The sequence below is a fragment of the Streptomyces sp. NPDC107538 genome (genome assembly GCF_055657445.1).
Genome location: NZ_JBVKAY010000002.1, coordinates 540,415 through 558,326 on the forward strand (window position 1 = coordinate 540,415; position 17,912 = coordinate 558,326).

The following is a 17,912-nucleotide window of genomic DNA, read 5'->3' on the forward strand; positions in this document are numbered from 1 at the left end:
TCCGGACGATTCCCACACTCCACGGATACCACGTCCGCGCCGTCCCACTGTCCCGGAACCATCACCGCCGCGCGCTGGTTCGGTTACGCCATGTGTTCGAGGGGGTGCCGGGGGCAGCGTCGCGGCGGGGTGGGAAAGGCGGCGATGGCCTGCGGTTGCGCGGGACGTACGGGGTGTCGGGGCCGTGGGGTGCGATCGGGTGGCGAGGGGGTGCCGAGGGGTGACAGGGATCACTCGGGCAGTGGGGGGCGCGGGGGTACGGGAGAGCGACCGGCGCGGGGTATGGGGAGAGCGACCGGCGCATGAACGCCGCCCCCACGCCGCCCCTCACGATCCACTGCTCGCCGATCCACGGCTCGCCACCGCGGGCCGACCGGCCCGGCACCTCAGCCGGCCGGAACCGCCCGCCGGGTGTGTTGGGCACGGGGCGACCGGGGAAGCGACCGCTCCGGATCATCATCCCGGAGCGAACACGCGAGGTGGGGCTCAGATCGACGCCACCGATGACAGCCGGTGGACGTCGCGGGCCGTGCCCGTGACCCCGGACAGGAAGCCCTGGGCGCGGGGGGAGGCGTTCTCGGTGAGCCAGCTGGGGTCGATGTCGCAGACGGCGACGCGGACGTCCGTCCCGGCCAGCGCCAGCGGCAGGGTGTGGACCACCGTGGACGGGAAGCTCAGGATCGTCCGGCCGATGGGGCCTCGCCGGGCGATGAGTTCGAGGGGGAGGTCGGGGCGGACGATCTCCAGGCCTGTCTCGGCCGCCAGGGTGTGGAGTTTCTCGGCGCTCTCGCGGCGGTGGGCGAAGTAGCGCGTGGCGCCGTGGGCCTTCGCGAGGGAGCGGACGGCTTCGAGGTAGCGGTCGCCGTCCACCACCCCGGTCTCCACGAGGGAGGTGCCCACGAGGTCGGCGCCCTTGGTGATGCGGGGCGGGCCGAAGCGGGCCCGGGTCCAGGAGAAGTCGTTGGCCGTGACGGAGACGCCCTCGGGGGTCTCGTCGATCGGCATGGAGGAGAAGACCTCGACGCGTCTGCCGGCGGTCGGGGTGAGGCGTTTGCGGGCCTTGGAGGAGACCGGCGCGAAGATCAGGTCGCGGGGGCCGGGCCGGCCGCCCTTGCGGTGCCAACGGACGAGGCGTTCGCCGCGGGCCAGCTGGGAGACGAACTCCATGGTCGCGGTGCCGTCGTCGACGACGACCACGTCCGGGGCCCGGGTGATGGTCAGCAGGAGCTGGACGTAGCGCGAGAAGGGGTCGCCCAGCACGATGCGGCGCGCGGTGCGCAGCAGCGGGGCGAGGCCGCCGACGGTGCGGAAGGGGGCGGCGGTACCGCCGCGCGCCTCCTCCCAGCGCACGTCGTGGCCCTCGTCCCGGGCCAGTTCCGCCATCCGGCGCAGCTGGCCACGGGTCATGGGGTCGTTGGGCGACAGGACCACCAGGGTGAGCCCCGCGCCGCCTGGACGGAAGGGCCCCGCGCCGGGGTCCTCGGGTGTGCCGAGGGCGTGGGCGTGCGCCCACTCCAGCACGTTCAGCAGCTGTACCGGGCTCTCGACGAAGGCGAGAGTGTGGGGGCCGGCGGTTCCGGCGCGGGGGCTCATCGACGTACGACCGTCGCTTCCCTTGATGGGTGGGGGTGGTGGTGTCAGACGCCGACCGGCTCGCCCGCCGCCGCCGCGATCTCCGCCTCGGCGACGACACCGCTGACACGGCGCAGCTTCTTCATGGGGCCCAGCTCGGAGTCGTAGACCTTCTTGACGCCGTCGCCGAGGGAGGCCTCGATGGTGCGGATGTCGCGGACCAGGCGGGTGAGGCCGCCGGGCTCGACGGAGGCGGCCTGGTCGGAGCCCCACATCGCGCGGTCGAGGGTGATGTGGCGCTCGACGAAGGTGGCGCCGAGGGCGACCGCGGCGAGCGTGGTCTGCAGGCCCGTCTCGTGGCCGGAGTAGCCGATCGGGACGTTCGGGTACTCGGCCTGGAGGGTGTTGATGACGCGGAGGTTGAGCTCCTCCGCCTGCGCCGGGTAGGTCGACGTGGCGTGGCACATCAGGATGTTGTCGCTGCCGAGGACCTCGACCGCGTGGCGGATCTGCTTCGGGGTCGACATGCCGGTGGAGAGGATGACCGTACGGCCGGTGGAGCGCAGGGCGCGCAGCAGCTCGTCGTCGGTCAGGGAGGCGGAGGCCACCTTGTGGGCGGGGACGTCGAACTTCTCCAGGAAGGCGACGGCCTCGGTGTCCCACGGGGAGGCGAACCAGTCGATGTTCTTGCTCTTGGAGTACTCGTCGATCTGGCGGTACTCGTCCTCACCGAACTCCACGCGGTGGCGGTAGTCGATGTAGGTCATGCGGCCCCAGGGGGTGTCGCGCTCGATGTCCCACTGGTCGCGGGGGGTGCAGATCTCGGGGGTGCGCTTCTGGAACTTGACGGCGTCGCAGCCGGCCTCGGCGGCGGCGTCGATCAGCTTGAAGGCGTTCTCCAGCTCACCGTTGTGGTTGATGCCGATCTCGCCGACCACGTAGACGGGGTGGCCGGGGCCGGCGGTCTTCGAACCGAACGTGCGCAGACGGGAGTTGGTGCTCATGGTGGGACCGATTCCTTACTTGTCGAGGGGGTCGAGAGAGTCGAGAGAGGGACCGAGGATCCAGCCGGCGATCTCCCGGATCGCGCCTTCGCCACCGGGGACGGTGGTGATCGCGCGTGCGGCGCCGCGTACGACGTCGTGGGCGCTGCCGACCGCCACGGGCCAGCCCACGAGGGCGAAGCACGCGAGGTCGTTGACGTCGTTGCCGACGTAGAGCACGCGCTCCGGCGCGATGCCCTGCTCCTCGCACCACTGCTTCAGTGCGAGGTCTTTCCGGTCGATGCCGTGGAGCACCGGGATCTGCAGCTTCCGGGCCCGTGCGGCGACGACCGGGTTCTTCTCCGAGGACAGGATCAGCATCGTGAGGCCGCTCTTGCGGAGGGCCGCGATACCGAGTCCGTCGCCGCGGTGCACGGAGACGAACTCCCGTCCGTCGGAGTCGATCAGCACCCTGTCGTCGGTCTGGGTGCCGTCGAAGTCGAGGACGACCGCGTCGATGTCGGCGGCGGTCGGGAGGGCGCCGGGGCGGTTCGCGTCGAAGAACGGCGCGAGGGCCTGGGCGCGGGCGAGCTCGTGCGGGTCGTCGATCTCCAGGACCCGGGCGGGGTCGGTGCGGACGAGTTCCGTACGGCCGAAGAAGCGGTGCTGGTGCTTGCGCAGGCCGGCCGCGTCCATGGCGTAGGCGGCGCCGGTCTCCAGCAGGTCCTGCGGGCGGTCCTGGCGGCGGGGGCGGAACGACTTGTCGTGGTTGACGCCGTAGCCGCCCTCCGGCTCGGTGTCGGCGGTCGCCGCGCCGTCGATCGCTTCCGTGCCGTCGATCGCCACGCCGTTGACCGCTCCCGTGCCGTCGATCGCCACGCCGTCCGCGGCTCCCGTGCGGGCGGCTCCCGTGCGGGCGGCTTCCACGATCTGCGGCTCGTCGGCGGTGTCCCGCCAGATGAAGCCGTGGAACGGGGCGACGGTGAGGGCGGTGTCGGCGCCGTGCTCCACGACCGCGCGGGCCACGCCGTCGATGTCCTCGCGGAGGATGAACGGGCTGGTGCACTGGACGAGCAGGACGACGTCGACCGGCGAGCCGTGCAGGGCCTCGTGGGCGTCCAGGGCGTGCAGGACGGCGGCCTCGGAGGTGGCGGTGTCACCGGCGATGGCGGCGGGCCGCAGGACGACCTCGGCGCCGGAGACCCGGGCGGCGGCGGCGATGGCGTGGTCGTCGGTGGAGACGACGACATCGGTCACCAGCCGGGCGCCGAGGCACTCGCGCACCGCGCGGGCCACCAGCGGAACGCCGCCGACGGGGGCGAGGTTCTTGGCGGGGACGCCCTTGGAGCCGCCGCGGGCGGGGATCACGGCGAGGACGCGGCGGACGGACGGCGCTGGGCCCGCTTCCGGGTGGGACATGGCTGGAACTCCTTGCGGTGCGTGCGAAGGGGTCGGGCGGCGGCTCACAGCTCCCCCATCCGGCGGATGACGGGGGCCACGCGCTGCACTCCGTGGCGGTAGGCGCCGCGCGCCGCCCGGCGCACGATCTGCCGTACGGGCCCGGCCTGCCTGTCGGCGGCGGGCGCCCCGGGCAGCGGGTCGCCGTCGGGGCCGAGGTGGTGGCGGGCGAGGATGCCGGGCAGATAGCCGGGCGCGGTGACGGGCGTGTAGTAGGGCTCCAGCGGCGGCAGCCGGTCGGCCGCGACCAGCTTGGCGATGCGGTCGCGGGCCGCGTCGAAGGCGGTGCCGTAGGACCCGTCGGCGACGACGCCCTGCCGGGCCACCCACTCGGGGTCCGGCGCCGGCTCGTACCCGGCGTCCAGCTGGTCCCAGGAGGCGAGGCAGCCGGAGCCCACGAAGTGGTGGTTGCCGAGGGTCTCGCGGATGCCGAGGTCGGTGAGGACGACGGTGGGGATCCGGCGGTGCAGCGACTCCAGGGCGGCCGTGGAGCTGATGGTGACCAGCAGGTCGGTGGTGTCGAGGACCTCGCCCATGTTCCCGTACGAGAGGCGGAAGTTGGCGGGCAGTCCGCCGGGCAGCTTCTCCGCCAGCTTCTGGTACGGGAGTTCCTCGATGTGCGTGGTGTGCTCGCCCGGCTTGGAGCGCAGCTTCAGCAGCACCTCACGCTCCGGGTGCAGCTTCGCGTGCTTGACGAGCCGGTTGAGCAGATACGTACGGTCCCTGCGGTTGTCCGGGACGGACGGCTGTACGGCGAACACGACCGTGTAGGGGTCCTTGGCGCCGGCGTAGGGCTTGCCGCCCAGGAAGGGCAGCGCGACCTCGGTGACCGAGCCGGCGTCGGCGCCCACACCCTCGTACACCGCCCGGAAGCGGTCCGCGTCCTGGCGGGAGTTGGCGAGGACCAGGTCCGCGCCGTGCCGCAGCAGCAGACCGTCGGCGAGCTTCTCGTAGACGACCCCGACATAGCCGGTGACGACCACGGGCCGCTTGCGGCGCCCGGCCCAGGCCCGGCGCAGGCCGTGCAGCATGGCCTGGACACCCCCGCCGACGAGGGAGAGCAGGACGACGTCGTACGGCTCCCGTGTCGCGTCCTCCTTCGCGTCCTCCTTCGTCTCCTCCTTCATGGCGCGCAGGAATTCGAGGCCGGTCACCTCGCGCAGGGAGTCGGGGGTGACCCCGACCTCCTGGAGCTGGCGTGCGGTGGGGGTGGCTCGGCCGCGCAGGAGGAAGCCGTCGAGGCGGAGATCCGAGCCTTCCGGAGCGAGACGGTGCGCGGTGAGCGCGCCCCATTTCCACCGGGTGTCGGAGTCCGCGAGTACGGCGACTCGCAGGGTGTTCGTTGCACTTGCTGGCACATCGAAGACGCTAGGAAGCGATTCCGTTGAACGGCCCAACCCAAATACAACAAAGGGTTAACAGCACATCGACGAACGGCGAATCGGGGCGCGAAAGGCAGAGGAAAGTGTCTGGTTCACGGTTCCGCCACGCGTCGTTCACCTGACATCAAGCAGGTGGTCAAGACGAATGCCGGAGGGCCCCCTAACGTCACGGGGGTGGTCAAGCTCTCCGTCATCGTGCCGTTCTACAACGTGCAGCAATACGCGCCCGACACCCTGAAGAGTCTCAGAGCCAACGCTCGTGACGACTTCGAATTCATTCTCGTCGACGACTGTTCCCGCGACGAGACACCGGACATCCTCGCGCGCGCGGAGCGCGAACTGCCGGGGGCGGTGTATGTCAGACACGAGAAGAACGGAGGACTGGCGACCGCGCGCAACACGGGCATCGACAAGGCCCGCGGCCAATACCTGACCTTCCTCGACGGGGACGACTGGCTCGCCCCCGGCTACTACTCCCAACTGCTGGGCGCCATCGAGGAGTTGGGCTGCGACTTCGTGCGCACGGACCATGTCCAGTGCACCGCGCGGGCCCGTTCCGTCCACCGGGTGCCCAACGGCCGGCGGGGCGTGGTGATGAACCCGCGGGACGCGATCCTGCCCGCCGACCGCTCCACCTCCGTCGACTACGCGTTCGCCTGGGCGGGCATCTACCACCGCCGGCTGGTCGACAAGGGGGTGCTGCACTTCACGCACGGGCTGCGCACGGCCGAGGACCGGCCGTGGATCTGGAAGCTCCACCGCGAGGCCGAATCCTTCGCCACGGTGGGGCTGCTCGGCGTCTTCTACCGACGCGGGGTGGCGTCCTCCCTGACCCAGATCGGCGACGTACGGCAGCTCGATTTCATTCGCGCATTCGACCAGGTCATCGCGGAAACGGCGAAGGACCGGGACGCCGACGAACTACTTCCCAAGGCCGTGCGCACATATTGCGCGATTATCTCCCACCATTTGGGATCCATCGAAAGGTTCGAGCCGGCGGTGGCACGGAAACTGAAGTCGATGAGCGCGGTCGCGCTGCGCCGAATGCCGCAGGACGTGCTGGACGAGGCCCTCGACTCGATGGACGTCCAGCGCGCCAGCCGGCTGCGCCGGCTGCGCCGCCGTCCCGCCGCCGCGGGGGTCGCCGCGTGACCACGCAGATCTTCATGGCGTCCACGCTGTACGGGACGGCCACGCTGGCCGCGGCCCTGGACACCGAGTGCTTCCGCCCCGCGTCCCGGCGCATCCTGCTGATCTCCAACAACGCGGCCACGCCCGAGACGGCACCCGCCGTCGACGAGATGCCCGGCTTCGAGCGGCTGCGCGGCCGCTTCGACGAGGTGATCTCCTGGAACGAGACCATCTCCCCGTTCCACCCGGGCGGTTGGTCCCCGCGCCTGGACGACGTCCCGCTGTGGGAGCGGCATCTGCGGCTGCTGTGGAACCTGGGCGACGACGACGTCGAGCTGGCCGTGGAGTCCATCCAGGTCCACCCGGCGCTCGGCTTCACCCAGATCTTCACCGGCGCCCCCGTGACCGTGTACGCGGACGGCCTGATGAGCTACGGCCCCACCCGCAACAAGATCGACCCGCTGGTCGGCACCCGTATCGACCGGCTCCTCCACCTGGACCTGGTGCCGGATCTGAAGCCGATGCTACTCACCGAGTTCGGCGTCGAGCCGGAGATCGTGCCGACGGACGCCTTCGTGAAGGTGCTGGCGGAACTGCTCGACACCGGTGACACGCTCCCGGCGATCGAGGAGCCGGCGCTGCTGCTCGGCCAGTACCTCTCCGCGCTCAACATCCTCACCGCCGAGGAGGAGGAAGAGCTCCACGTGACGATGCTCAAGGGCGCGGTCGCGCTCGGGCACACGCGCGTGGTGTTCAAGCCGCACCCGAGCGCCCCGGCCCGCTGGTCGCGCGGCCTGGAGAAGGAGGCGGAGCGGCTCGGCGCCGAGCTGACCGTGCTGGACACGCCGGTCCTCGCCGAGGTGCTCTACCAGCGGATGCGTCCGGCCCTCGTCGTCGGCTGCTTCTCCACCGCCCTGCTCACCGCCTCCGCTCTGTACGGCCTGCCGGTCGCCCGCGTCGGCACGGGCACCCTGCTGGACCGGCTCGCCCCGTACGAGAACAGCAACCGGGTGCCCGTCACCATCGTGGACGCGCTGCTGCCGGAGCTGAGCGACAAGGAGGCGGTCACCTCGCAGCGGCCGGGGACGCGGGTGGCGGACCTCGACGGGCTGGTGCGGGCGGTGGGGTTCGCGATGCAGTCGAAGATCTACCCGTCGCTGCGGGCGGAGACCGCCGCGTATCTGACGAAGCATCTGAGCGCGCACACGCTGCGGTACTTCAAGCGGCGGCGGCTGACCTCGCTCGGGCTGCCCGGGGGGATTCCGGTGCAGCTCGCCTTCATTCCGCGCAACGCGACCGTGCGAAGAGTCGCGCGGCGGGCCAGGTCTCTCAAGCGATCCGCTCTGGGGTGAGTCCGATATGAGCACGAACAGCACCACACTCACGCCGGATGCCGTCCCGATACCCGCGCCCCCAGCGGCGGCCCCCGTGCGGCGAGCCACCCCCCGGCCCGCGCCGCGGCTGCGCGCGCTCGACGGGCTGCGGCTGCTCGCCGCGCTGATGGTCGCCGCGTACCACTACGGCGGCCGGGACGGCGAGATCGCCGGGGCGTGGGGTACCTCGCCCCGACAGCAGTTCCCCACACTGCACGAATGGTTCGCCTACGGCTGTCTCGGCGTGCAGGTCTTCTTCGTGATCAGCGGCTTCGTGATCTGTATGAGCGGTTGGGGCCGCCCCTTGCGGTCCTTCTTCGTCTCCCGCGCCTCCCGGCTGCTGCCCGCGTACTGGGCGGCGGTCATCCTGGTGACGGCGGTGTTCGCGCTGCCGGTGGTCGCCTACGAAGCGGTCTCGCCGAGTGACGCGCTGGTGAATCTGACGATGATGCAGCAACCGCTGGGCGTGGACCGTGTGCTGGGTGTCTGCTGGACTCTGTGGGCGGAGGTTCGCTTCTATGCGCTGTTCGCCCTCTGCGTCGTGCTGCCGGGTGCCAACCGCAGCCGTGTGATCATGTTCTGTGCGTGTTGGACCCTGGCGGTGGTGATCGCGCAGTCCGCGAACGAGCCCCTGCTGAACGTCGTGCTGATGCCGGAGTACGCGCCGTTCTTCATCGGCGGAATCGGTCTCTACCTAGTGCACCGCGACCGGCGTGACGCGTACGCGTGGGGGATAGTCACGGTGAGCTGGCTGATAGGGCAGCACTACGCGGTCCGCGAGCTGTGGCACGCGCCGAACCCGGAGTTCTTCTCCTACCGCTCCGCGTCCGGCATCATCCTCGTCGTCACCTTCGGGTACCTGGCGGTGGCAGCGATCGCTCTCGGCTGGCTCAACCGGATCAACTGGCCCTGGCTGACGGTGGCGGGCGCGCTCACCTACCCTTTCTACCTGGTCCACGAGCACCTGGGGTGGGTGGTTGTCGAGGCCCTGCACCACGGTGCCGGTCTGCCCTCGGCGGTGACCTTCGCCATGACGGTCCTGTCGATGCTGACGCTGGCCTGGCTGCTGTACCGATTCGTGGAAAAGCCGCTGGCGCCACGGCTGCGCACCGTGCTCACCCGGTCTCGGTGAGGACGACGCCACCCGCGCCGGGACGCGGGCGGCGTCGTCCTCATCGGGCGGGCCGGGCGCTCAGCAGGGTCCTGAGCCGTTCTCGTACCAACCGCCCCAGGTGTTGGTCGCGTAGTCGAGGTAGCTGCACCAGAACGTGCCGGTGCTGGACATGACCTCGATGGCCTTGCCGTCCCCGTAGTCGTAGCCCGCGTAGACGTACACCCCACGGCCGTTGTGCGGCATCTCCTTCCAGCCCCCGGAGTTCGGCCAGGAGTGCCAGATGGTGCCGGACGGGGCGATGCCGAAGCACTCCTCGGTGCCGTTGGACCAGGCGATCACCCCGAACGGGCTGTTGCTGTTGGCGCGGAAGGTCCCCGCATAGGTGGAACAGGTGAAGGCCGCCGCGACATGGGCGGCCCGGGGTGTCACGACGACCGGGGTCGCCTTCGCGTTCCGGGCGTCGGAAGCCGCCGCAGCCGTGTCCTGGGCCTGGGCCGGAGCGGCCCAGGCACCCAGTGCGGCGAGTGCGGCGGCGAGGGTGGCGGCGAGAGGCACACGTGTTCTCATGACTACTCCAGTGATGTGGTGGAGTTGCGAGTTGCGTGGTTTTGCCGTGATCAACGGGACAGTACATCGTGGCGCGCGAGGCGTGCGCATACCGCCGGATGAACCTCGCGGGAAGGAAGACTCGGTTCCGGAGAAACCGCCCTCGGACTCAAGTTCCGCTCGTCGGCCACAGCTTGACCGCGAAGCCGAGGAACAACGTACCGGCCACCGAGGGGCCCCGCCGACAGCCGCTCCCGGTGACGGAAGGTGGCAGCCGACCGGGTACCGCTGCACACGAGCGTGCTGAGGTACGGGAAGGTGGCGACCTGGGCGAGCACCGAGGACGACGATTGAGATCGCCGAGTACGCATGGCCCGGACCACGAACGGCTCGAAGTAGGCGACGAAGAACAGGATCGCCTTCGGAGCCCCATGACCCGATGGCGGTCCGATACCCGGTCCGTATCCCGCGCGGGGCGATGACGGACAGCACGTGGAGGAAGTTGGGGGCCGGGCAGCAGGAGCCTGACTCAGGCCGCCTCCTGGAGCGGCGCTCCAGGAGGTCTTCCGCCCTCGGCACCAGCCGGGTTGAGACCAGCCCGGACGAGCATGACGCGGGCGGAGTTCTTGTCCCGTGGGGACGTTCCGCGCCCTTGACCAGATGCGGCGACATTCCACGTTGCGACACCCCGATGCAACTACTCTCCGGCTCGAACGCCGGGGCATCCTCAGGACATTCCACCCCGGCCCTCGGCATCAGGTCGCCCGTCCCCGTCGGAAGGCGACCCCTGCCCTGTTCGCGGCGGCCGTCAGAACGCGTCGCCGGGTACGTACGTCCCCCAGACCTCCCGCAGCGCGCCGCACACCTCGCCGACGGTCGCGCGGGCCTTCAGTGCGTCGCGCATCGGGTGGAGGACGTTGTCGTCACCCTCGGCCGTCTTCTTCAGGGCGGCCAGGGCGGAGGCCACCGCCTCCCCGTCCCGCTCCGCCCGCAGCCGGGCCAGCCGCCGCACCTGCTGGGCCTCGATCGCCGGGTCCACGCGCAGCGGCTCGTACGGCTCCTCCGCGTCGAGCCGGAAGCGGTTCACGCCGACCACGACCCGCTCACCGGAGTCGGTCTCCTGGGCGACGCGGTACGCGCTGCGCTCGATCTCGCCCTTCTGGAAGCCGTGTTCGATGGCGGCGACGGCCCCGCCGAGGTCCTCGACCTTCCGCATCAGCGCGACGGCCGCCGCCTCCACGTCGTCGGTCATCCGCTCGATGGCATAGGACCCGGCGAAGGGGTCGACCGTCGCCGTCACATCCGTCTCGTGGGCCAGCACCTGCTGCGTCCGCAGGGCGAGGCGGGCGCTCTTGTCGGTGGGGAGGGCGATCGCCTCGTCGAAGGAGTTGGTGTGCAGGGACTGGGTGCCGCCCAGCACCGCCGCCAGGCCCTGGACGGCGACCCGGACGAGGTTCACCTCGGGCTGCTGCGCGGTCAGCTGGACCCCGGCCGTCTGGGTGTGGAAGCGCAGCATCAGGGACTTGGGGTTCCGCGCGCCGAACTCGTCCCGCATCACCCGGGCCCAGATCCTGCGCGCCGCGCGGAACTTGGCGACCTCTTCGAGGAGCGTCGTCCGGGCCACGAAGAAGAAGGACAGCCGGGGCCCGAAGTCGTCGACGTCCATGCCCGCCGCGACCGCCGTACGGACGTACTCGATACCGTCCGCCAGGGTGAACGCGATCTCCTGTGCGGGCGAGGCACCCGCCTCGGCCATGTGGTAGCCGGAGATCGAGATCGTGTTCCATTTCGGGATCTCGGCCCGGCAGTACCGGAAGGTGTCCGCGATCAGCCGTAGCGAGGGCTTGGGCGGGAAGATGTACGTCCCGCGCGCGATGTACTCCTTCAGCACGTCGTTCTGGATCGTGCCCGTGAGCCGCTCGGCCGGGACGCCCTGTTCCTCGCCGACCAGTTGGTACATCAGCAGCAACAGGGCCGCCGGGGCGTTGATCGTCATCGACGTGGAGACCTGGTCCAGCGGGATGCCGTCGAACAGCACGCGCATGTCCTCGACGGAGTCGACGGCCACGCCCACCTTGCCGACCTCACCGCGGGCGAGCGGGGCGTCGGAGTCGTGGCCCATCTGGGTGGGCAGGTCGAAGGCGACCGACAGCCCCGTCGTGCCGTGCGCGATGAGCTGCCGGTAACGGGCGTTGGACTCCACCGCCGTACCGAAACCGGCGTACTGGCGCATCGTCCAGGGGCGGCCGGTGTACATCGACGGGTAGACGCCCCGGGTGAACGGGTACGCACCGGGCGCGCCCAGCCTCTCGGCCGGATCCCAGCCGTCCAGCACCTCAGGCCCGTACACCGGTTCGATGGGCAGACCGGACTCCGACTCACGCGGCATGGTGTGCGCCTCCGTCCTGGCTGGGACCTTGCTCACCACCATGCCTCTTTGTTCGCGAAGGGTCACGTCCGGGAAACCTGTCCGGGACGTCCGGACCGGAGACGACCGGTCTCGGCGGTTCAGCAGACGACGCGGGACGACATGAGCGGGACGACATGAGACGACGGGGGCCCTGATGCGTACCAAGGACATGCGGAGATCGGTGGCCGCGCTCGCGGCACTCGTCATGGCCGGCGCCTGTACGGCCCAGGGGATCGAGGTGCACGGCGGCCAGCGCCAGCCCGTGCGCATCGACCCGACCGGCACGCCGAACACCACCCCGAGCGGAGCCCCGACCGGAGTCCCGAACAGCGCCCCGAGCGGCGTCCCCCAGCAGGACGGCGGCGACGGGCGCGGGAGCGACGGCAAGGGCGGGACCGGTACGGCCCCGACGACCGAGCCGCCCTCTCCCCCACCCACCCCGACTCCCACGCCCGCTCCCCGGGTCCTGTGGTCCCAGGGTGACGAAGGGCTGGACGTACGGGAGTTGCAGGCCCGGCTGCGGCAGGTCGCGTGGCTCTTCGCCGGGCCCACCGGGACGTACGACGAGCTGACGGTCCGGGCGGTCCGGGGCTTCCAGGGCAAGCGGGGGCTGCCGCGGACCGGGAAGACGGACAGCGTCACCTGGGCGCGGCTGCTGAACATGACGCGGGAGCCCGGCAAGTGGGACCTGTACGCGTACGGCGGCCAGCCCGCCGCCTCACCCGATCCGCGCTGTCTGACGGGCCGGGTGCTGTGCATCAGCAAGACGAGCCGCACGCTGCGCTGGATGGTGGACGGCCGGACGCTGACGACGGTCGAGGTGCGGTTCGGCTCGGAGGGCACCCCCACCCGCGAGGGCGTCTTCAGCGTCTACTTCAAGTCCCGCGACCACTGGTCGACCCTCTACGACACCCCCATGCCGTACGCGATGTTCTTCAGCGGCGGCCAGGCCGTCCACTACTCCGCCGACTTCGCGGCCCGCGGCTACTACGGGGGCTCGCACGGCTGCGTCAACGTGCGGGACGAGGCGGCTATCGCACAGTTGTTCGCGCAGGTGAGGAACGGCGACAAGGTCGTCGTGTACTGGTGACGCGAAGCGGCGTGTGGAGTGACGCGTGCGGTGCGGAGTGATCTGCGTCACAAGATGCATAGCGGGAGGGGGCCCGGCGCGTCAGGGGGAGTACGGGGTCACGGGGGAAACACGGGGGTTATGGGGCGCGGGCGGGACCGGGGGAACGTGTCCCGCCCGCGCCGAGGTGCACGAGCCGTAGGTACGGGGGGAACCCCGGCTCTGTGCGACGGCCGATGACCAGTCGGCTCACTCATTACTGCGCCGGGGCGGTCGAAAGTGTTACCCGTTCCGCGAAAGAAGTTGGGGCGGATACGAAAGTGCAGGTCAGGAAGGGGTGACACGCGCGACGACGTCGACATCGGCTTCGGCTTCGGCTTCGGCTTCGACGTCGACGGGGGTCAGCGCCGCGAGCTGACCGCGGTGGCCGTTGCCGCCGTTGCCTTTGCCGCCCTTCCCGCCTTTGCCGCCCTTGTGCTTGCCGTTGCCGCTCTTGTTCTTGCCGTCGCCGTTCCGCGAGCCGTTTCCGTGGCCCCGGCCGTCCCCGTGGCGGTTCCTGCCGTCGCCGTCGCCACCGCGGCCCTTGCCGTGGGCCGCGTCGTCGTCCTCGTCGTGGTCGTTGCCGGACCGGGTGTTCTTGTCACCGCCGCCCGCGGGGCCGTTGGAGTCGCCGGAGCCCGACGCGCCGGTGCCGGTGCCTGTGCCTGTGCCCTTGCCGGACCCGGTGCCCGCGCCCGGACGCTTCGCGTTGCCGGGGTTGCCGGAGCCGCCGGCGAGGGCGCCTTCGCAGAACCGCTTCAGGTGTCCCTTGCCCTTGCCGCCCGCCGCCGCCTCCAGGCCGCGCCGGCGCACGGCGTCCAGTTCCTTGCCGTCGCGAACGTCACGGCAGGCGGAGAGCACGCCGCTCCACCCCTGCTGGGTGCTGCCCCGGCCCGTCCCGGAGTCACCGGACCGCTCGTCCTCGTCGGCGCCGCCGGTTCCCTCCCCGGAGGGCGCGCCGCTCTTCGCGGAGGCGTCCGGGGAGTCCTCGGGCGTCGAGCCGCCCCACGCCCCGCGTCCGCCGTCGCCCTGCTCGGAGTTCGGAGTCGGCGACATCAGCGGCCGGTCCGGCGACTGGGCGGCCGAGATGGAGGCGGAGGGTTCCGGTTCCTCGTCGCGGAAGGCGCTCAGCGCGCCGCCGCCGGTCACCGCCGTGACCCCGCCGAGCATCCCGGCGGCCACGGCCGCGACCAGCCCGTACCGCACCGGCCGGCCCCAGCGGGCCCGGCGGCCGTCCCGCACCGCGCACGCCCGCGCGGGAGCCCCGAGCCGTACGAGCCCCGCGTCCCCGGCGGGCGCCCCGGTGGTGTGCGGAGGGCCGTCCTGGCCGGGTTCGACGGAGGGGGCCGCGAGATCCGTACGGCCGGTACGCGCCGCGTGTGCCGTACTCGCGGAGGGTGCCGTACGTGCTGTACGTGCCGTGCGGAAGGCGGCCAACGCGGCGGCCTCGCCCGGGAGTTCGGGAGTCTGCGGGGAGGCCGGAGCGGCCTCGGCGGCCAGGGCGTCCAATGCTTCGGCGAGCCGGTCGGCACGGGCGCGGGTGTCGGCGTCGACGGCTTCGAGCGGCTCACCGCGCAGCAGCCGCTCCGCCACGTCGCGGTTCAGCCACCTGTACTGCTCGTCGGCCATCACACATCCTTCTGCGTCCGCGAACGCGTATGCGTCACACCGGCGGACGTGGCCGCGCGTACCCGCGCGCCTCTCGGTGGGGGAACGGCGTCCAGCGGGTCGCCGGAATCCGGGTCGGCATCCGAAGCCGTCTCCGGATTCTCCCCGATCAGTTCGGCGAGCCGCTTCAGACCCCGGTGCGCGGCCGTCCGTACGGCTCCCGCGCGCTTGCCGAGGGTCTGAGCTGCGGTCTTCGCGTCGAGGCCGACGACCACCCGCAGGACCACCGCCTCCGCCTGGTCCTGGGGCAGCTGGGCGATGAGCGAGAGCGTGCGGTCGGTCGCCAGGGCCTCCATCGCCTCGCCGGCCGTGTCGGACTCGGCGGCCTTGCCGGTCAGCTCGGTCTCGTCGCCGACGGTCGCGGGCCTGCGCCCGCGCATGCGTATGTGGTCCAGGGCCCGGTTGCGGGCGATCCGCGCGGCCCAGCCGCGGAAGCGGTCGGCGTCTCCGCTGAACCGCTCCAGGTCACGGGCTATCTGCAGCCAGGACTCGGAGGTGACGTCCTCCGCGTCCGGATCGCCGACCAGCGTCCGCACGTATCCGAGCAGCCGTGGGTGCACCGAGCGGTACACAGTCCGGAACGCGGTCTCGTCCCCGTCCTGTGCCGCAAGCACCGCGGCGGTCAGCTCCGCGTCGTCCCCCAGCACCCACGCGCCCCTCTGCGCCTCAGCCGGTACCGCGGTCGCGGTCCGGGTCTCGCCGTTGTGGTTCCTCGTGATGACTCGATGGACGGTCGTGGTCTCGGGACCGCTGTGGTTGCGGTGGTCTTCCGCCAACCACGATCCGGCGCGAATGGCACGTTACGGCCTGAAACCGTTGACCGTCCATGTCCGTAGAACATGCAACTAACTCGTGATGCGGAGAGCGACACGGAGAGGTGTGACAGAAAACGCAGGCGCGGCGCTGTAGGGAGTACGGGTCGCCGCGCGGCCCGTGCCGCGCGACGGTCGGGGCCTCTCCTGTGGGGGGTGGCGGCCCCGACCGTTGCCATCGGCGGAGTCGGCCGGGTGTCTTGCGAGTACGGGGGTCTTGCGAGCACGCCGGCCTCACTTCGTTCTCCCGCCCCCTTGCCGCGTCCCGCCGGCCTCGCCGCGCGCCGCCTCCGGCGGGCTCCCGGGCGGGGGCGACTGCCGCTGCCGGTCACCGATGCCGGGCTCGGACCCGCGGCGCTGGTCATCACCCTTGCGGTCGTTGTCGCCGCCGTGGCCCTTGTCGCTGTTGCCGTCCCTTCGTCGGTGGGTGGCGTCCGGCTGTGGGGAGGCGGTGGGGTCGTCGGTCGTCGAGGGGGCGGAGGGGGCCGCCGGGCGCGGAGTGGTGGTCGTCGGGCCGGGACGGGCGGGGGCGCTGTCGGTCGTACGGGGGCGCTGTTCCCGGCTTCCGTAGCCGCCGGGGTCCTCGCCGGCGCCCTCGTCGTCGCGCGTGGCCGAGCCGATCGCCGCGTAGGCGACTCCGCCGAGGGTGAGGCTGGCCAGCAGTACGGCCAGGGTCGTCCGGATCGACAACTGCACCCGGCGCCGCGCGTTGGGCCGCCAATCGTCCCGCCGCCGTGTACGCCCCGCCCGCACCCCCTGCTCCCGAGCCGCCCGAAACGCAGCCACCGCCCGCGCCTCCCCCGCCCCACCACCCCGCACCACAGCGGCAAGAAGGGGGCCGAGGGAGGGGGTGACTCCGTCGGGGTGGGCGGGGGCTGAGGTTGGGGTCGGGGCTGGGGTCGGGGCGACGGGTACGGGGGCGGCCACGCCGGGTGCCGGGGTGGCGCCGGGTGCGGGGGTGGTGCCAGGTGCGGGGGTGCGGGGCGCTTCGGTGTCGCGGGCGGCCAGGCCGGCAGCCGCGGCGGCGCCGAGTACGGGGGTGCGGGGCGCTTCAGTGTCGCGGACGGCCACGCCGGCAGCCGAAGTGCCGGCGGATCCGGGGCATGCAGGTGCTGGGGCGACAGATGCGGCGTCACCGGACGCCTCGGCGACGGCAGCAGCCACGCCGGGCGGCGAGACGACGCGGACGGTCGCCGGGGCGGCAGCGACAGCCGTCGGCCCTTCGGCGTCAGCCACGCGGGGCTCCACGGCATCAGCCACGCGGGGCCCTTCGACGTCAGCCACGCGGGGCTCCACGGCGTCAGGTGCGGCCGTGTCGGGAACATGGCCGGTGGCAGCGGTGGCGTCGTCGTTCATGGACCGGCGGCTGTCGTCAGGTCCTCCGTCGCGTTCACCGCCGAACCGGCCTCCGGAGTCGTGCCCACCGTCGCCATCCCCACTGCCACGCCCACCACCATCGCGGCCACCACCATCGCGGCCACCACCATCGCGGCCACCGCCATTGCCACCTCGGGCTTCGCCGTCGTGTGGTTCGTCCCTGTTCGGGTTCGGCCTGGCCGACGGCATGGGGCGCCCTTCTCTGTCGCTGTGGTGGCCGCAGGGGTCGCTCGCGCGGTCGGGGGCGGCGCCGCTGTCGGTCATCTCGACTCCCCCAGCGTGTGGGGGGCGTCATCCGTCACACCCTCGCTGCGGAGGAGTTGGGCGAGGCGTTTCAGTCCGCGGTGGGTGGCGGTACGGACCGCGCCGGGGCGTTTGCCGAGGACGCGCGCGGCGGCGGGACCGTCGAGGCCGACGACCACCCGCAGCAGTACGGCCTCGGCCTGGTCGCGCGGCAGCCGGGCGACCAGCGCGAGGGCCTGCTCGGTCGAGAGGGTCTCCAGGGCCTGGTCCTGGGTGCTGTGCGTGCCCGGCAGTTCCAGCAGGTCGCTGTCCAGCGCCGTCGCCCGGGGCCTGACCTTCTGGCGCCGCAGATGGTCCAGGGCCCGGTGCCGGGCGATGGTCGCGCTCCAGCCCCGGAAACCCGCGCCGTCGCCCTTGAACCGTCCGAGGTCGCGGGCGATCTCCAGCCAGGCGTCCGAGGCGACGTCCTCCGCGTCGTCCCCGACGATGCCGCGCAGATACCCCAGCAGTCCGGGCTGCACGAGCCGATAGGCCACGGCGAACGCGGCCTCGTCGCCGGCCTGGGCCCGCGCGACGGCCGCGCCCAGTTCCCCGTCGTACGCCTGCACGCGCCGAGGTTCCCCTCCCTGGCCCCAACCTGTCCCAGACAGTGCCAAGTCCGTGCCGGGATCCCTTGCGCGGGGACCGTCCCGGCCGGCGCCAAGCCCCCCACGCACCTCTGCGTCACGCTCCACG

Annotated in this window: 15 protein-coding genes and 2 pseudogenes; 4 read left to right on the forward strand and 13 right to left on the reverse strand. The window is 71.9% G+C overall.

From position 1 onward, the window contains the following. Positions 1-486: 486 nt before the first annotated feature. Genes ACZ7MG_RS08260 through ACZ7MG_RS08275 form a run of 4 tightly spaced genes read right to left on the reverse strand, consistent with a single transcriptional unit; the run spans position 487 to position 5,371 of the window. A complete protein-coding gene (locus ACZ7MG_RS08260; protein ID WP_471388227.1) occupies positions 487-1,593 on the reverse strand; it encodes a hypothetical protein in 1,107 nt (368 codons plus the stop codon). A 44-nt stretch (positions 1,594-1,637) separates the two neighbouring features. Further along, on the reverse strand, positions 1,638-2,576 hold the full coding sequence (locus tag ACZ7MG_RS08265; protein ID WP_471388230.1) for an N-acetylneuraminate synthase family protein: 939 nt from the start codon (positions 2,574-2,576) through the stop codon (positions 1,638-1,640). A gap of 15 nt (positions 2,577-2,591) precedes the next feature. Further along, a complete protein-coding gene (locus ACZ7MG_RS08270; protein WP_471388232.1) occupies positions 2,592-3,974 on the reverse strand; it encodes a cytidylyltransferase domain-containing protein in 1,383 nt (460 codons plus the stop codon). 44 nt (positions 3,975-4,018) lie between these two features. After that, entirely contained in the window at positions 4,019-5,371 is a 1,353-nt protein-coding gene (locus ACZ7MG_RS08275) for a DUF6716 putative glycosyltransferase (protein ID WP_471388235.1), read from the reverse strand. Between the two features lie 198 nt (positions 5,372-5,569). Here ACZ7MG_RS08275 and ACZ7MG_RS08280 point away from each other — a divergent pair, with 198 nt between their 5' ends. From ACZ7MG_RS08280 to ACZ7MG_RS08290, 3 genes are read left to right on the forward strand one after another with little or no spacing between them, the layout of a single operon-like run. Further along, entirely contained in the window at positions 5,570-6,547 is a 978-nt protein-coding gene (locus ACZ7MG_RS08280) for a glycosyltransferase family 2 protein (protein WP_471388238.1), read from the forward strand. Continuing rightward, positions 6,544-7,878: an alpha-2,8-polysialyltransferase family protein gene (locus ACZ7MG_RS08285; protein WP_471388240.1), complete on the forward strand. Its 1,335-nt coding sequence runs from the start codon at positions 6,544-6,546 to the stop codon at positions 7,876-7,878. The genes ACZ7MG_RS08280 and ACZ7MG_RS08285 overlap by 4 nt, the downstream gene beginning before the upstream one ends. Before the next feature lie 7 nt (positions 7,879-7,885). After that, a complete protein-coding gene (locus ACZ7MG_RS08290) occupies positions 7,886-9,031 on the forward strand; it encodes an acyltransferase family protein (protein ID WP_471388243.1) in 1,146 nt (381 codons plus the stop codon). A 60-nt stretch (positions 9,032-9,091) separates the two neighbouring features. On the opposite strand, the gene ACZ7MG_RS08295 is transcribed toward ACZ7MG_RS08290, so the two are convergent. The 4 genes and pseudogenes from ACZ7MG_RS08295 to ACZ7MG_RS08310 form a co-directional block, all read right to left on the reverse strand. Continuing rightward, positions 9,092-9,580, reverse strand: a complete 489-nt coding sequence (locus tag ACZ7MG_RS08295) for a hypothetical protein (RefSeq protein WP_471388245.1) — start codon at positions 9,578-9,580, stop codon at positions 9,092-9,094. Between the two features lie 148 nt (positions 9,581-9,728). After that, positions 9,729-9,984: pseudogene (locus ACZ7MG_RS08300) on the reverse strand (LysE family transporter); the annotation flags it as partial. A 104-nt stretch (positions 9,985-10,088) separates the two neighbouring features. Further along, positions 10,089-10,199, reverse strand: a pseudogene (locus tag ACZ7MG_RS08305) (RNA-guided endonuclease TnpB family protein); the annotation flags it as partial. A 168-nt stretch (positions 10,200-10,367) separates the two neighbouring features. Next, the gene (locus ACZ7MG_RS08310; RefSeq protein WP_471388327.1) at positions 10,368-11,948 is read right to left on the reverse strand and encodes an acyl-CoA mutase large subunit family protein; all 1,581 of its coding nucleotides are present in this window, start codon (positions 11,946-11,948) and stop codon (positions 10,368-10,370) included. Positions 11,949-12,123: 175 nt separating this feature from the next. Here ACZ7MG_RS08310 and ACZ7MG_RS08315 point away from each other — a divergent pair, with 175 nt between their 5' ends. Next, on the forward strand, positions 12,124-13,059 hold the full coding sequence (locus ACZ7MG_RS08315; protein ID WP_471388247.1) for a L,D-transpeptidase family protein: 936 nt from the start codon (positions 12,124-12,126) through the stop codon (positions 13,057-13,059). 306 nt (positions 13,060-13,365) lie between these two features. Here ACZ7MG_RS08315 and ACZ7MG_RS08320 read toward each other — a convergent pair whose 3' ends face one another. From ACZ7MG_RS08320 to ACZ7MG_RS08340, 5 genes are all read right to left on the reverse strand, one after another. Continuing rightward, positions 13,366-14,706 carry a hypothetical protein gene (locus tag ACZ7MG_RS08320; RefSeq protein ID WP_471388249.1) on the reverse strand — a complete coding sequence of 447 codons (1,341 nt, stop codon included), beginning with the start codon at positions 14,704-14,706 and terminating at the stop codon, positions 13,366-13,368. Then, a complete protein-coding gene (locus ACZ7MG_RS08325; protein WP_471388330.1) occupies positions 14,706-15,392 on the reverse strand; it encodes an RNA polymerase sigma factor in 687 nt (228 codons plus the stop codon). Before ACZ7MG_RS08325 ends, ACZ7MG_RS08320 begins: the two co-directional genes overlap by 1 nt. 399 nt (positions 15,393-15,791) lie before the next feature. After that, positions 15,792-16,343, reverse strand: coding sequence for a hypothetical protein (locus tag ACZ7MG_RS08330; RefSeq protein ID WP_471388251.1), 552 nt, complete (start codon positions 16,341-16,343; stop codon positions 15,792-15,794). Between the two features lie 566 nt (positions 16,344-16,909). Continuing rightward, on the reverse strand, positions 16,910-17,053 hold the full coding sequence (locus ACZ7MG_RS08335; protein WP_471388252.1) for a hypothetical protein: 144 nt from the start codon (positions 17,051-17,053) through the stop codon (positions 16,910-16,912). Positions 17,054-17,194: 141 nt separating this feature from the next. Continuing rightward, positions 17,195-17,785: an RNA polymerase sigma factor gene (locus ACZ7MG_RS08340; RefSeq protein WP_471388254.1), complete on the reverse strand. Its 591-nt coding sequence runs from the start codon at positions 17,783-17,785 to the stop codon at positions 17,195-17,197. Positions 17,786-17,912 lie beyond the last annotated feature (127 nt).

Coding starts and splice junctions, on each gene's coding strand:
- ACZ7MG_RS08295 (WP_471388245.1), bottom strand. CDS start 9,580: ATGAGAACACGTGTGCCTCTCGCCGCCACCCTCGCCGCCGCACTCGCC.
- ACZ7MG_RS08315 (WP_471388247.1), top strand. CDS start 12,124: ATGCGTACCAAGGACATGCGGAGATCGGTGGCCGCGCTCGCGGCACTC.
- ACZ7MG_RS08270 (WP_471388232.1), bottom strand. CDS start 3,974: ATGTCCCACCCGGAAGCGGGCCCAGCGCCGTCCGTCCGCCGCGTCCTC.
- ACZ7MG_RS08320 (WP_471388249.1), bottom strand. CDS start 14,706: ATGGCCGACGAGCAGTACAGGTGGCTGAACCGCGACGTGGCGGAGCGG.
- ACZ7MG_RS08310 (WP_471388327.1), bottom strand. CDS start 11,948: ATGCCGCGTGAGTCGGAGTCCGGTCTGCCCATCGAACCGGTGTACGGG.
- ACZ7MG_RS08290 (WP_471388243.1), top strand. CDS start 7,886: ATGAGCACGAACAGCACCACACTCACGCCGGATGCCGTCCCGATACCC.
- ACZ7MG_RS08260 (WP_471388227.1), bottom strand. CDS start 1,593: ATGAGCCCCCGCGCCGGAACCGCCGGCCCCCACACTCTCGCCTTCGTC.
- ACZ7MG_RS08265 (WP_471388230.1), bottom strand. CDS start 2,576: ATGAGCACCAACTCCCGTCTGCGCACGTTCGGTTCGAAGACCGCCGGC.